The organism is Nonomuraea sp. NPDC049646 (assembly GCF_044465525.1).
Lineage (GTDB): Bacteria > Actinomycetota > Actinomycetes > Streptosporangiales > Streptosporangiaceae > Nonomuraea.
Genome location: NZ_JBITLU010000018.1, coordinates 193,557 through 208,541, shown reverse-complemented (window position 1 = coordinate 208,541; position 14,985 = coordinate 193,557). Strand labels below are relative to the sequence as shown.

Sequence of the window (14,985 nt, the reverse complement as noted above, 5' to 3'; positions counted from 1 at the left end):
GGCGGCCGCTTCAACCCCGACACGCTGGGTGTGGACGGGGTGAAGGGCGAGGGCCACATCAAGATCCAGTACGTGGTCACCAAGTGGGGTGACGGTGTGGGCAGGAAGGCCGCTCCGGTGGCGTTCGAGACGGGCGCCTGGCGTCAGCAGGACACCGGCACGGCTCCGGTGTCGGTCAAGAAGTAGCGCGCGCGAACAGCAGAAGGGCGTCTCCCGCCGGGGGACGCCCTTCTCGCATGCTCAGAGCACCGAGCTCGACGGCCCGGTCGTCATCGTGACCCCCGACCCGGCGAACTCGCCCACGTCGGCGACCGCCGCCTGCCCCTCCTCGCTGCTCATCGCCGCGATGAACGCCTGCTCGTCGTCCCAGGTCAGCACCGCCACCAGGTGGTAGGCGGGCCGCTGGCCGCCGCCGGCCACCGGCCGCTGGACGGTGTAGGCCCGCAGGCCGGGCAGCTTGGCCGCCAGGGGCGCGTGGATCTCGTCGTAGTGCCGGTCGAAGGCCGCGACGTCCTCGGGGTGGTGGTAGAGAACGATGAGCTGGAATGCCATGGTCCGCCTCCGGATCGTGATGTCCTGTCACGAAACCACACCCCGGCGTCCGCGTGGAAGCCCGCGCGGCGGCCCGGTCAGCCCGGTACGCGGGTGACCAGGATGCCGTCGTCGTCGCTGAACAGCTCGGCCCCCGGCGAGAACGTGGCGCCGCCGAACGTCACCGGCACGTCCCGCTCGCCCGCGCCCGTCTTGCCGCTCTTGCGCGGGTTGGAACCCAGGGCCTTGACGCCGAGGTCGAGCTCGCGCAGCGCGGTCACGTCCCGGACAGCTCCGTGGATCACCACGCCCGCCCACCCGGCCGCCACCGCCGCGCCCGCGATCATGTCGCCCATCAGCGCGGCGTGCAGCGAGCCGCCGCCGTCCACCACCAGGACCCGGCCCTCGCCGGGCTCCGACAGGACCGCCTTGAGCAGGGCGTTGTCCTGGTGGCAGCGCACGGTGGCGATCGTGCCGTGGAAGGCGCGGCGGCCGCCGTACTGGCGCAGCTGCAGGTCGCAGGAGTCGAGCTCGTCGCCGCGCTCGTCGTACAGGTCCGCGGTGTTCATGGGGGCCCTTCCCGGCGGGGGTGTCAGCGGTCGCGTTCATGCTGCCACGCCGGGCCCGCCGGAGAGGGGCCGGGCGGGAAGCGTTTCCCACGTTTTCCCAACCGGTCGCCGCGGCCTACCCCGGCGGCCCGGCCCGATCGATGCTGTGGCGGAACGCAGGCCACGTGATCGTGCACCAGGGGAGTACGCATGGGGTTACGAAGGTGGACGGCCGTCCTGGCAGCGGCGTCGCTGGCCGTGGGCGGCCTGGCCGGCACGGTGTGGACGCCGCCGCGGGCGGTCGCCGAAGCGGCGGACGCCGAAGCGGTGGACGCCGCCACCGCGTGGATGGTCAAACCCCTGTTCCGGCTACGGGGCACCACCGGCACCGACAACACGCTGTTCACCTCCTGGGAGACGGAGTACGACAGCGCGGTGACGAAGTGGGGTTACACCCCTGAGGGCCAGGTGCTGCACGTCTCGCGCGAGGCGGTCTCCGGGCTGTCGCCGGTCTCCGGCCTGCGCAAGGCGGGCGGCGACCGCATCTTCACCCTCGACCAGGGCGAGCGCGACCAGGCCGTCGCGCAGGGCTACGTGGACGAGGGCGTCCGCTTCCACGCGCAGGCCGCGGGCGGCGACGGGCTGCTCCCGGTCCACCAGCTCGTCAAGGGCCCCTCCCACCGGTACGCGGTCGGCGAGGCGGAGAAGGCGCGCGCGCTCGCCGAAGGCTGGACGTACCAGAAGGTCGCCTTCTACGGACGGGGCTCGTTCAGCAAGAAGCTGCTGCTCAACGGGGAGTTCACCACGGACGCCACGTCATGGGAGGCCGCCGGGCCGGCCACGGCGGCGGTCGAGGACGGCGTGCTCAAGGTCACCGTGGCCGACGGCACCACCGAACCGGGGCAGGCCCACCTGCGCCAGCTCGGGCGCACGTTGCAGGCCAAGAAGACGTACACGCTCTCCTTCGACGCCCACGCCACCGCCGCGGCGACCATCAGGGCCGTGCTCTGCGAGGACGCCGAGACCTGCCCGGAGATCTTCGCCACGGACGTGGAGCTGCCCGACCAGCCGCAGCACTTCTCCTACACCTTCGACTCCACCGCCGACACCACCACGGGGGCGCTCACCTTCCAGCTCGGCGGCCAGGGCGCGCTGACGGCCTTCCTGGACAACGTCTCGCTGACCGAGCAGAAGTGGACCGTTTCCACCGACCCCAAGCAGAGCGAGGCCGAGGCGCTGGCCGCCGCCGAGGCCACGGGGCAACTGGTGGAGGTGCTGGCCGAGCGGGGCGAGACGCGCGAGGTGTACGCCACCCCCGAAGGCACGATGTACGTCAACGACCGGCTCGCCCCGATCAGGCGGAAGCAGGGCGACACGTGGGTCCCCCTGTACAACGGCCTGCGGTTCCAGGACGGGACGGTCCGGCCGTACTCCTCGCTGGTGGACCTCAGGCTGTCGGCCGGCGGGACGGGGCCGATGGCCACGCTCACCCGCTCCGGCCACACCATGTCGCTGACCTGGCCGGCCGCGCTGCCCACGCCCAGCCTGGACGGCGACACCGCCGTGTACGCCGGCGTGCTCGGGCCGGACGTCGACCTGCGCGTGCGGGCCACCGCGGACGGCTTCGCGCACACGCTGGTGGTGAAGACGCCCGCCGCCGCCCAGGACCCCCGGCTGGCCAGGCTGACCCTCGGCCTGTCCGCGCCGACGCTGACGGTGAGCACCGGCGCCGACGGCACGCAGGAGGCGGTCGACCCCGACAACGGCGCGGTGATCTTCGAGGCGCCCAAGCCCGTCATGTGGGACTCGGCGGCCGCGCCCCCCGCGGCGGGCACGGGCATGGTGGGCGAGGACGGCCCCGTCGACCCGCCGACCACCCACGCCACGGACGGCGCCCCCGGCGACGCGTCGAAGATCGCCACGATCGGCGCCGACCTGGCTCAGGGACAGCTCACGCTGACCCCGGACCCGGCCATGCTGACCGCGGCCGACACGACGTTCCCCGTCTACATCGACCCGATGTACCGCACGCCGATGAGCTCGGCGAACCTCATGGTGGCCAGCAGCGGGTTCGAGATCTACAACTTCACCAAGGACCAGGGCATGGGCCGGTGCCCGATCGGCCTGCCCTCCAGCGGCAAGAGCTGCGGCTCCCCGCACAAGAAGCGGCTGTTCTACCGCATCCCCACCGGCTGGCTGGCCGGCAAGCAGGTCCTGTCCGCCGAGTTCCACGTACGGGAGGTGTGGGCCGCCTCCGGCAGCAAGCGGCCGGTCAACATCCACCTGGCCAAGGCGTTCGGCAAGAACTCCACCTGGAACTCCACCTCCGACAACTGGCTGCGCAAGCTGGACGGCCGCAACGTGGCCAAGGGCTGGTCGGGATGCGCCGCCAAGTCCTGCCCGGCCGGTGACGTGCTGTTCAACGTGACCTCGGGCGTCCGGGAGGCGGCGCAGAAGGGCTGGCGGGACACCACGTTCGGCCTGCGCGCCGCCGACGAGGGCGACCAGCTCGGCTGGAAGCGCTTCGAGTCGCGCGCCTACCTGCGGGTGCACTACAACCGGCCGCCGCTGCAGCCGAGGATGAGCCAGCTGGAGATGGAGCCGGGCGGCCCGTGCAAGGGGCCGGGCAACCCGTCGGTGTTCAACTGGTCCACGCCCAAGCTGATCGCCAAGAACCTGCGCGACCCCGACACCTACAACCGCACGGCCGACAAGGTGCAGGCCGAGTTCCTGGTGTCGTGGAAGAACGCCGCCGGCCAGAACAAGGAATGGCGGTACCTCACGCCGGCCAAGAGCGCCAGGTCCGGCAAGGCGGGCAACAGCTTCATGGCGCAGGTGCCGCGCGGGCTGCTGCCGGAGAACACCGTCGTCAACTGGCAGGTCCGCGCCCAGGACAGCCGCAAGGGCAAGGGGCCGTGGAGCTCGGCCGGGGCGGCGACCGCCTGCTACTTCGTCTTCGACACCAAGGCGCCGCCGCTGCCGGTGATCACCTCGTCGGCGGCCGACGGGTACGTCGCGGAGAACCCCCTCGACCCGGCGCAGACGCCGCAGGACGGCATGGGCCGCCACGGCCGGTTCGTCATCACCTTCGACCCGTCGGTGACCGAGTGGGCGTACGCGGTCAACGACGACCCCACCGTGTTCCGCAAGCGGACCGCGGGCAGCGCCACCGAGACGGTGCAGATCCTGCCCAAGGTCGTCGGCAGCAACAGCCTCTACGTCCGCGTCAGGGACCAGGCGGGCAACTACTCCAAGGGCTCGGCCGTCTACCGGTTCCGGGTCGCGCCCGGCCGCGGGCCGAAGGCCCACTGGAAGCTCAACGACCCGGCCGGCGCCACCACCCTGGCGGAGACCGGCGGCCGTTACCCGGCCCGCGTCGCGGGCGCGCCGCAGCTCGGCGTGGCCGGATCGCGCGGCACGGCGATGGCCGGCAACGGCACCACCGCCTACGCCCGCACCGACGCCGCGGTGCTCGACACCACCAAGAGCTTCACGGTGACGGCGTGGGCCAAGCTGCCGGACGTCCTGCCCGCGTCCTACGCCACCGTGCTGGCCCAGGACGGCGCCAACGTGTCCGGCTTCTGCCTGCGCTACGACGCGCCGAACCGCAAATGGGTGTTCTGGCGCATGAACGCCGACTCGACCTCGGCGGCCTCGTCCAGCGCGTGGTCGGCGAAACAGGCCAGACCTGGCGAATGGACGCACCTGATGGGCGTCTTCGACGCGGTGGCCAAGAAGGTGCGCATCTACGTCAACGGCGAGCCCGGCACCGAGATGGACTACACCAGCGCCTGGGCGGCCAGCGGCCCGCTCACCATCGGCCGGGTCCTGTGGGGCGCCCAGCAGCTCGACCACTTCCCCGGCAAGATCGACGACGTCCGCGTCTACGACCGGATCGTCAGCGTCGAGGAGGCGGCGGCGCTGTCCAAGGAGATGCTGACGGTGACGCACAAGTGGCACCTCAACAACGTCCCCGACGACAGCGGCGAGGCGCCGAGAATCCCCGTCAAGCTGTACGGCGCGGCCCGCTTCGCGGCCAGGACCCCCATGAGCAACAGCGCCGTGCCCGGCTCCCTGCGCCTGCCGGGCGCGACCGGCGACTACGCGGCCGTCGAGTCGGCCGTGCTGGACCCGAGGGAGAGCTTCACCCTGTCGGCCTGGGTGGAGACCAGCGGCCAGGCGCGCAAGGCGATGACCCTGCTGAACCTGCCCATGGCCACCGGCAGCGCGCTGACGGTCACGTTCGACCCCGCCCGCGGCGACCCGGACATGGGCGAGACCGGCCGGTACGTCGTGGAGCTCCCCGGCGGCGCCGCCGTGGAACACCCCGCCTTCCACACCGGGTTCGGCGACTGGGACCACCTGGCGGTCGTCTACCGGGCCCGCGAGAAGACGCTGGAGTTCTGGGTGAACGGCGCCCTCGAAGCGGCTCCGGAGGCCGAGGTCAAGTCCTACCGCAACGACGTCACCCTGGCGGGCCCCATCACCTCGGCCCAGCTCGGCCGCGGCGGGACGGGCCTGAACTGGGCGGGCCACGTCGACGACGTGTGGGTGCTGCGCGGCCCCGCGGACGAGAGCCTGATCGACCTGTTGTCCCTGTGGTCGGAGATGACGACCGTCTCCGAGGACGCGCTCAACGACAACACCCCTGACTGACCCCGGTGCGGGGGCGTCGCGCCGGCGCCCCCGCCGTCCCTCCTGCCGCTTCCGCTCTCTTCCCTGGGAGGTACGGCATGCGCGTCCATGCCGCACGCCGACGTCGCTCTTCCTGGTCCCGGCCGCTCCGCGCGGCCCTCACGTTGCTGCTCACGGCCGGCCTGATGGTCGTGCCCGCGACGCTCCCCTCCGCGAGCGCCGCCGCCGAGCGAGATCGGCCCAAGCCCGTCGACCGGGAACGGGTCGTGCCCGGCCGGCCCGCGGCGGTGAAACCACGGATCACCGAACGCAAGGCCCCCGACCCCGTGGCGGCCTGGCCTACGCCCGGCACGGTCGAGGTGGATCTGGCGGCGCCGCCGGCGTCCGCCCGCAAGGCGGGCGCCCTGGCGGCCACGTCGGCCGACGCCTCCGCCGCCGGGCGGGCGCGGATCCAGACCCACGACCGCGCGGCCTCGCAGCGCGCGGGGGTCGGCGGCCCGATCTTCACCGCGGCCCGCACGTCGGGACCGCCCGGCAAGGTCACGATGAAGGTGGACTACGCCCCCTTCGCCGAAGCCTACGGAGGCGGCTTCGGTTCCCGGGCGCGCCTGGCGGCCCTGCCCGCATGTGCCCTGACCAGCCCGGACAAGGCCGAGTGCCGCCGGGCCGTGCCGCTGAAGGGCCGCAACGACACCGCGGCCAGGACGCTCAGCGCCGACGTCGACCTCGCCGCCGAGCCCATGGTGCTGGCCGTGACCTCCGGGACGTCGGGGGACAAGGGCGACTTCGGCGTCACCTCGCTGTCGCCGTCGGCGACCTGGCAGGTCAGCCCGCAGACGGGCGACTTCACCTGGTCCTACCCGCTGCGGGTGCCGCCGGTGCCGGGCGGGCTGGTGCCGAACCTGGTGGTCAACTACTCCGCGGCCGCCATCGACGGGCGCACCGCGACCACCAACAACCAGGCGTCCTGGCTCGGCGACGGGTTCGAGCTGTCGCCCGGGTACATCGAGCGCAAGTACAAGTCCTGCAAGGACGACGGCGTCCCCAAGGACCCGACCTACCAGGTCGAGCCGATGGACCAGTGCTGGGCCTACGACAACGCCACGCTCGCCCTCGGCGGGTCGGGCGGCGAGCTCGTCCCGACCGGCCCCGACACCTGGGTCCTGGCCAGGGACGACGGCACCCGGGTCCAGCGCCTCACCGGCACCGCCGCCGACACCGCCAACGGCGACGAGGACAACGAGTACTGGCGCGTGACCACCGCCGACGGCACCCAGTACTACTTCGGCAAGAACCGCCTGCCGGGCTGGACCTCCGGCAGACCCCAGACGAACTCCGCCTGGGACGTCCCGGTGTTCGGCGACGACGCCGGCGAACCCTGCCACAAGGACGCCTTCAAGGACTCCTGGTGCCGTCAGAGCTGGCGGTGGAACCTCGACTACATCGAGGACACCCACGGCAACGCGGTGACCTTCTACTACGCCAAGGAGCAGAACCGTTACGGCCGCAACCTGCGCGCCGCCGACGACACCGCCTACGACCGCGGCGGCTACCTGACCTCCATCCAGTACGGCCTGCGCCGCGGCGACCTCTTCCCGGCCACGCCGCCCGCGCGGGTCGACTTCGCCAACGCCGAGCGCTGCCTGCTGACCGCCGCCGAGTGCGCCGACATCTCCGCCCATCCGGCCCGCTGGCCCGACGTGCCCTGGGACATGAACTGCGACGAGGGCACCGAGTGCAAGGACGGCAAGGGGACGGCCTCGCCGAGCTTCTGGACCCGCAAGCGCCTGACGAAGGTCACCACCAAGGTCGTCAACGCGGCCGGCACCGGCCACCGCGACGTGGACTCCTGGGAGTTCAAGCACCTGTGGGGCATCGCCGACGTGGACCGGCAGCTCAAGCTCACCGACATCGTCCACACCGGGCTCGCCGGGGCGGCGCCGGTCACCATGCCGCCGGTGAGCTTCGTCTACCAGCAGCTGGCCAACCGGGTGGACAAGCTCGGCGACGACGTCGGCCCGTTCGTCAAGGAGCGGGTGGCCTCGATCCAGAACGAGACCGGCGGCAAGCTCGACGTCACGTACTCGGGGATGGACTGCAGCCCCTCCGACCTGCCGCAACCGGCGACCAACCGGCGGCTGTGCTTCCCGACGTTCTGGCAGAACTCCAACGGCGGCGCCGACCCGAGCCTGGACTGGTTCCACAAGTACGTCGTCCGCGAGCTGATCCAGACCGACCTGACCGGCGGCGGGTCGGACATGGTCACCCGCTACGACTACAGCATCGGCAAGCCCGCCTGGCACTACGCCGACGACGACGGCATCACGCCGGAGAAGTTCAAGACGTGGTCGAACTGGCGCGGCTTCGACAAGGTCCGGGTGATCGGCGGGGCCACCAGCGCGGCCAGCGGCGGCACCCCGTCCCAGACCGACTACTGGTACTTCCAGGGCATGAACGGCGACCGCGCGTCGGTCTCCGGCGGCGCCAAGACCGTCACCGTGGACGACGGCGAGGGCGGCACGTACCCCGACCACGAGTCCCTGCACGGCACGACGCTGCGCACCGTGACCTACGACAAGGCCGGCGGCGTGCCGGTGAGCAAGTCGGTCAGCACGCCGTGGTACCACCAGACGGCCTCCAGGTCCCGCCCGTGGGGCACGATCACCGCCAACCTGACCGGCACCAGGTCCACCCGCACCTTCGGCCTGGTCGGCCTGTCCTGGCAGCAGACCCGCTCGACCGTGACCGAGTTCGACCTGACCACCGGCGCCGCGCTGACCACCGACGACGAGGGCGAGGTGGGCGTCGCCGGCGACGAGGAGTGCACCAGGACGGAGCTGACCGCGGACGGGGCGCGGGTGCTGCGCCTGCCGGCCCGGGTGACCACGGTGGCCCGCCGCTGCGCCGACACCCCGAACCTGCTCACCGACCTGATCGCCGACGCCCGCACCTACTACGACGGCAAGGCGTTCAAAGCCGCGCCGGAGCACGGCGACGTGACCAGGACCGAACGCGGGAACGCCGCCTCGGCGACCGCCATCACCGGCTACCAGGTGATCGCCCGGTCGACCTACGACGACCTGGGACGCCCCGAGACCGTCGCCGACGCCGCCGGGCTGACCACCTCCACCGACTACACCGAGGCGCACGGCGTCACCACGCAGGTGGTCACCACCACCCCGCGGGCCCGCGCCGACGACCCCGACTCGGCCATGGTCACGACCCGGGTGCTCGACCCGGCGTGGGGCCTGGCGACCAAGGAGACCAGCGCGGCCGGCAAGGTGACGATCGCCCAGCGGGACGCGCTGGGCCGCACCGCCAAGGTCTGGGGGCCGGGCCGCACGACCAGCATGACGCCCGACAACGAGTACCAGTACCTCGTCGACGCCGGCGCGATCGTGGCCGTGGGCGCGAAGACGCTGACCAACGAGGGCGGCCAGCAGACGTCGTACACGCTGTTCGACGGCTGGCTGCGGCCCAGGCAGTCGCAGGCCCCCGGCAAGAACGGCGACACCAGGGGCCGGATCGTCTCCGACAGCGTCTACAACGGTGCCGGCCAGGTGCACTACACCTTCGCTCCCTACTACGCCGACGGCGATCCCGAGCCCAAGCGGTTCGGGGTGGCGACCGTGGGCGCGGTGGAGTCGCAGCTGTGGAACACCTACGACGGCCGCGGGCGGCTGCTCGCCGAACGGCTGCTGTCCGGCAACAGCGACGGCGACGTCAACGAGCTGTGGAACACCCGCTACGAGTACGGCGGCGACTGGACCAAGGTCGTCCCACCGTCCGGCGGCACCCCGGTCACCACCTACACCGACGTGCACGGGCGTACCCGGGAGATCCGGCAGCAGACGGCCGCCGGGGCGGTCGTCACCACGTTCGCCTACAACCACCGCGGTCAGCAGGAGTCGGTGACCGGCCCCGGCAACCAGGTCTGGTCCTACAGCTACGACCTGCTCGGCCGCCGGGTGCAGTCGAACGACCCCGACCGCGGCGTGGAGAAGACCGCCTACGACAACCTCGACCGGCCGGTCCTGATGACCGACGCCCGCAACCAGAAGATCGGCATCGAGTACGACGGGCTCGACCGCATGGTCGCCAAGTACGACGCGACCACGTCGTCGCCCGGCACCAAGGTCGCCGAGTGGGTGTACGACACCGTCCGCAAGGGCCAGCTCACCAGCTCCACCCGCATCGTCGGCGCCGACCGGTACACCACGCAGGTGGAGGCGTACGACAATCTGGACCGCCCGCAGCGCAGCAGGGTGGTCCTGCCCGCCGTCGAGGGCGGCCTCGCGCCCGCCCAGGGGTACGTCTTCGACACCAGCTACAACCTCGACGGCAGCGTGGCCGCGAGCAGCAGCCCCGCCGTCGGCGGGCTGCCGGCGGAGAACATCGCCTACACCTACGACGACCTCGGCCGCCTGGTCTCCACCAAGTCCCAGCTGTCGACCTACCTCGTCGGCACCGACTACACCAAGACCGGGCGGGTCATCGGCCTGCGCATGCAGTCCGGCGGCGACGGCAAGCAGATCGACCAGACCTTCGACTACGAGTTCGGCACCGGCCGCCTGGCCAAGGCCACCACCTGGCACTTCGGCATGACCGGCACCGACCGCAGCACCCAGTACGCCTACCAGCCCGCCGGGAACATCACCCAGATCAAGGACACCTCCCGCGACGGCGTCGACAACCAGTGCTTCCGCTACGACGAGCTGTCGCGCCTGTCGGAGGCCTGGACCCAGGACGGCGACGCGGCCTGCGCCGCCACCGGCGCGAACGCCACCGTCGGCGGGCCGGCCCCCTACCGGGCCGCCTACACCTACGATGACACGGGCAACCGCCGCAGCGAGTCCCTCTACGGCGCCGGCCCGGCGGGCGGCGTCCAGCAGTCGGACCGCACCTACGTCTACGACCCGGCCAAGGCCCACCGCCTGACCACGGTCCCCGGTGCCGCCTCCTTCGCCTACGACGCCTCCGGCAACACCGTCGAGCGCCGCACCCAGGCGAGCAACCAGACGCTGACCTGGGACGCCGAAGGCGAGCTCGTCAAGGTCAACGACGACAAGAAGGGCGAGACCCGCTTCCTCTACACCGCCGACGGCGAGCGGCTCATCCGGCGCGACAAGGACGGCACCACCCTGTACCTGCCCGGTCTGGAGGTGCACCTGGTCAAGGGGGCCACCAGCCCCACGGCCAGCCGCTACGTCGGCAACGCCATGCGGACCACCACCGGGGTCACCTACGTCCTCGGCGACCACCACGGCACCGCCGAACTGGCCATCAACGCCGAGACCGGCGCCCTCAGCCAGCGCCGCTACACCCCCTTCGGCGCCCTGCGCGGCAGCCAGGGCGCCTGGCCCCAGGACCACCAACGCGGATTCGTCGGCGGCATCAACGACACCAGCACCGACCTGACCACGCTCGGCGCCCGCAGCTACGACCCGCTCACCGGCCGCTTCATCTCCGTCGACCCCCTCATCCAGATGGGCGACTCCCAGCAGATGAACGGCTACAACTACGCCAACAACAATCCCCCCACCCTGGCCGACCCCACCGGCAAGAAACCCTGCTGCACCGGCGTCGGCTGCTTCCACTCCATCGCGCCGCCCTGCGCGCCCGGGGACTACGACAGCCCCGACTGCGAGGGCCCCTGCGATCCGGGCGGAGCCAAGAAGAACCTCGGCAACGCCCGCGACTCGCAACAGAACGAGCGGCAGCAACACCAGCAGACCGCCAAACGGAACGCGGTGCTCGAAGCCTTGAAGGCCGCAGGCATCGGATTCATCAAAGATTTCCTGAAAATAGATGACATAAAAGGCTGTTTAGGCGGCAGCGTCGGCAGTTGCGTCAGCCTGATCCTGGAATTCGTGCCGGCCAAGAAGATCGGCGGCCTGATCTGGAAACTGGCCACCAGGGTCCGGATGGGCATCAAGATCTACAAAAAGGTCCAGGGCGTCATCAAGGCGGCCCGCCGCGCCATCGAAGCCATCGACGCCAAGATCGACGACATCAACAAGAAAATCGCCGCCCTGGACGGCCTGATGGCCCGCGTCGCGAAACGCAGCAAGAACCCCTCGGCGGGCGGCTCCTGTCCCTTGTCCAACAGTTTCGTCCCGGGAACCAAGGTCCTGCTCGCCGGCGGCCTGACCAAACGCATCGACCAGCTGAAACCCGGCGACAAGGTCATGGCCACCGACCCGGAGACCGGCCGTACCGAGGCCAAGGACGTCACCGCCACCATCGCCGGTGAAGGCCCCAAGAACCTGGTCACCGTCACCGTGGACAGCGGCGACGGCAGCACCCGCGACATCGTCGCCACCGACGGTCACCCCTTCTGGGTGGCGGACGCGGGGAGCTGGCGCGAGGCCAAGGACTTACGTCCCGGCCAACTCCTCCGTACGGCCGCCGGCACGTACGTCCAGATCGAGGCGGTCAATGCGTGGACCGCCCACGCCCGCGTCCACAACCTCACCGTCGCCGACCTACACACGTACTATGTGGTGACCGGGGACACCTCGGTCCTCGTTCACAACTGCGGAATCATCGCCGACAACAACCTCATGGTGAAGGCGATAGGGGGTCACGAGCAGGCGCTGGCCGAGATCCAGAACGCCTCGACGGTGTACATCACGCCGAACCAGCGACACGAATTCCTCAACGTCACCAACGGGCTGAACGCAAGGCGTCGTTTCCTCGAGGAGAACAACATTCAGACGATCACCGGTCAGCAGGCCGAGGAGTGGGCTTCCTCCTCGGAATTCCGGACGGCCTTCAACGCCGTGGTGGGCGCGAAGGGACGGGGTGACGCCGCGTTGGTGGGCTTCGCGGCTGCCAGCGGGATGACCGCGGTGACGATGGAGCGGAACCTGACCAATTTCGTCACGCAGACCCTCCGGCTCCCAGGGGTGTCCCTCCGCAGGGTGATGCCCTGATGGGCAGCTACAACCTGCTGTCCTTCACGGAAACGTGCCCCAGGTGCGGATATACCGGCGAGGCCGAGGCGGAGTTCCAGTTCGGACTTCTCGAACTGCGGCCTTACCGGGTGGGGGACCGTGTCGAGTGGGGGACGAAAGGCCTGCGATTTCCCTCGGCACGCCCCGAAGGAGGCGATTTCGAAGGCGCCGGCTATGTCGAGTGCGAGAACTGCCGGAAGGATTACTGGGTCGCCATATCCGTCGAGGCGGACATCATCTCCGGGGTGCGCGTCGATCACGGCAGAAGGGGCTACGTGGATTAGTGCCTGCCCCGCACGCCGGAGGGACCGGCTTCACCCGTGAAGCCGGTCCAGGGTGCCGGGGAAACGACTTCTGGATGTCTCCGAGCCGCGCTGTTCATGTTCGAGGCAGCGTTACGGAATGTGACTTGCCTCCTCTCGGCAGTTGGTTGGTCTCAGTCGGATATCGCTCACGCATCGGAGCCGCCAAGGTTTCTCCGAAGAAATGCGGGATTTGTCTCGGTTGAATATCGGTTGACCGCGAGGTTCGACAGTCGGTCAATCATGGGGGAGTGATCAATTCACCGTACGACGGCGTTCGGGTGTTGGGGGCGGTCGAGTTCGGGTGGGCGGGGGCGCCCGTGGTGTTGCGCAGGCGGCAGCAGCGGCTCCTGCTCGGCGTGCTGGCTCTGTCGGCCGGTCGGGTCGTCCCGCTCCAGCGCCTGGTCGAGGTGCTCTGGCCCGAGGGGGCGCCGCAGGGCGCGCGCAGGCAGGTCCAGGTGCTCGTCTCCCGGCTGCGCGGCCTGCTCGCGGACGCCGCCGGGAGCGACGTGGAGGTGCTCGCCACCGGATCCGGCTACGGGTTGCGCATCGATCCCATGGCCGTGGACGCTCACCGGTTCGCCGTGCTGAGGGAGCGGGCCGGGGGCAGCGACGACGACGAGGAGAAGGCCGGGCTGTTGCGGCAGGCGCTGGAGTTGTGGCGTGGGCCGGTGCTCGACGAGGCGGCGGTCGGCGCGGCCCGGGACACGCTGTGCGTCCGGCTGGAGGAGGCGCGGCGAGAGGCGCTGGAGGAGCACGCCGAGGCGTCGTTGCGGCTCGGCCGGCACCGGCAGGTCCTCGGCGCGCTGGCCGAGGAGGTGGCGGCCGCCCCCACGCGGGAACGGCTGGTGGGCCTGCTGATGCTCGCGCTCTACCGCTCCGGGCGCATCGCCGAGGCCCTGGACGTCTTCGAGCGGTCGCGCGCCCGTCTCGGCGAGGAACTGGGGCTCGATCCCGGCCCCGCCCTGGTACGGCTGCGCCTGGACATCCTGCGCGGCGACCCCCGCCTCGGCGGCCGGTCCGGGCCGGGCGGCATCGGGGGCGCCGAGACCGTCAGGAGGTCCGGCGACCTGGAGGGGGAGGGGCTGGTGATGCTCGGGCTCGGCCGGATCCGCTTCGCCCAGGACCGCTTCGCCGAGTCCGTCGCCGCCTACGAGGAGGCCCGGCGGGCCTTCCAGCGGCTCGGCGACCGGCGGCACCTGGCGGCCGCCCTGTCCGGCCTGGGCACCGTACGGGCCGAGGGAGGGTGGTTCGCCGAGGGGGAGACCGACCTGCTGGAGGCGGCCTCGCTCTTCTCCGCCCTCGGCGACCAGGCCGGGCACGCGCACGCCATCTACATGCTGGGCTTCGTGGAACGCGAGCGCGGCGACGACGAGCTGGCGCTGTGGCTGCTCAGCCGGGCGCTGCAGACGTACCAGAAGATCGGTGACCTGCGCTGCCAGGCGCTGCTCCAGCGCAGCATCGGGCTGGTGCACCGGGCGAGGGGCGAGTACGGGCACGCCGCGACCAGGACGCGCGAGTCCCGCCGCCTGTTCACCGTCCTGTCCGACCCGCACGGGACGGCCTACGCCGACCAGTCCCTGGCCAAGATCCGGATCCGCCTGGGCGACCTGCCGCGGGCCGAGCGGGCGCTCCAGGCGAGCCTGCGCGTCTTCACCCGCCAGGACGACCGCTTCGGCCGCGCGCTCGGCCTGCGGACGCTCGGCGAGCTGCGCCTGGAGCAGGACGCGGCGGCCGAGTCGAGAGCCGCCCTGTCCGCCTCCCTCGATCTGTGGGACACGCTGGAGCTGCCGCTGTGGCGCGCCCGCACGCTCTCCGTGCTGGCCCGCCTGGAGTCGCGCAACGGCGAGGCCGCGCACGCCGGCGCCGCCCGCCAGGAGTCGACGGCCATCTTCAGCCGGATCGGCAGCCGCGAGGGCCGCTGACGGCCCTGGCATCCCCTCGGAGTCCTAGATATCCCGGCATCCCCGGCATCCCCGGCATGCCGGGCGGAAGGGCGCTGACGTCGCTGGC

Annotated in this window: 6 protein-coding genes and 1 pseudogene; 5 read left to right on the top strand and 2 right to left on the bottom strand. The window is 71.4% G+C overall.

Annotation, left to right across the window (positions count from 1 at the left end; all coding sequences use genetic code 11):
* Nucleotides 1-186, top strand: a pseudogene (locus tag ACIBQ8_RS40980) (hypothetical protein); the annotation flags it as partial.
* Between the two features lie 54 nt (nt 187-240).
* On the opposite strand, the gene ACIBQ8_RS40975 reads toward ACIBQ8_RS40980, so the two are convergent.
* Both ACIBQ8_RS40975 and rraA read right to left on the bottom strand, forming a co-directional pair.
* Entirely contained in the window at nt 241-552 is a 312-nt protein-coding gene (locus ACIBQ8_RS40975) for an EthD family reductase (RefSeq protein ID WP_397194732.1), read from the bottom strand.
* 77 nt (nt 553-629) lie between these two features.
* Nucleotides 630-1,100, bottom strand: coding sequence for a ribonuclease E activity regulator RraA (gene rraA, locus ACIBQ8_RS40970; RefSeq protein ID WP_397194731.1), 471 nt, complete (start codon nt 1,098-1,100; stop codon nt 630-632).
* Nucleotides 1,101-1,289: 189 nt separating this feature from the next.
* On the opposite strand from rraA, the gene ACIBQ8_RS40965 reads away from it, so the two are divergent.
* The 4 genes from ACIBQ8_RS40965 to ACIBQ8_RS40950 all read left to right on the top strand — a co-directional run bounded on the left by ACIBQ8_RS40965 (nt 1,290) and on the right by ACIBQ8_RS40950 (nt 14,897).
* Nucleotides 1,290-5,735, top strand: coding sequence for a LamG-like jellyroll fold domain-containing protein (locus tag ACIBQ8_RS40965; protein ID WP_397194730.1), 4,446 nt, complete (start codon nt 1,290-1,292; stop codon nt 5,733-5,735).
* 170 nt (nt 5,736-5,905) lie between these two features.
* A complete protein-coding gene (locus tag ACIBQ8_RS40960) occupies nt 5,906-12,649 on the top strand; it encodes a polymorphic toxin-type HINT domain-containing protein (protein ID WP_397177306.1) in 6,744 nt (2,247 codons plus the stop codon).
* Nucleotides 12,649-12,954, top strand: coding sequence for a hypothetical protein (locus ACIBQ8_RS40955; RefSeq protein ID WP_397177308.1), 306 nt, complete (start codon nt 12,649-12,651; stop codon nt 12,952-12,954). Before ACIBQ8_RS40960 ends, ACIBQ8_RS40955 begins: the two co-directional genes overlap by 1 nt.
* A gap of 269 nt (nt 12,955-13,223) precedes the next feature.
* The gene (locus ACIBQ8_RS40950) at nt 13,224-14,897 is read left to right on the top strand and encodes a BTAD domain-containing putative transcriptional regulator (protein ID WP_397194729.1); all 1,674 of its coding nucleotides are present in this window, start codon (nt 13,224-13,226) and stop codon (nt 14,895-14,897) included.
* Nucleotides 14,898-14,985: the final 88 nt, after the last annotated feature.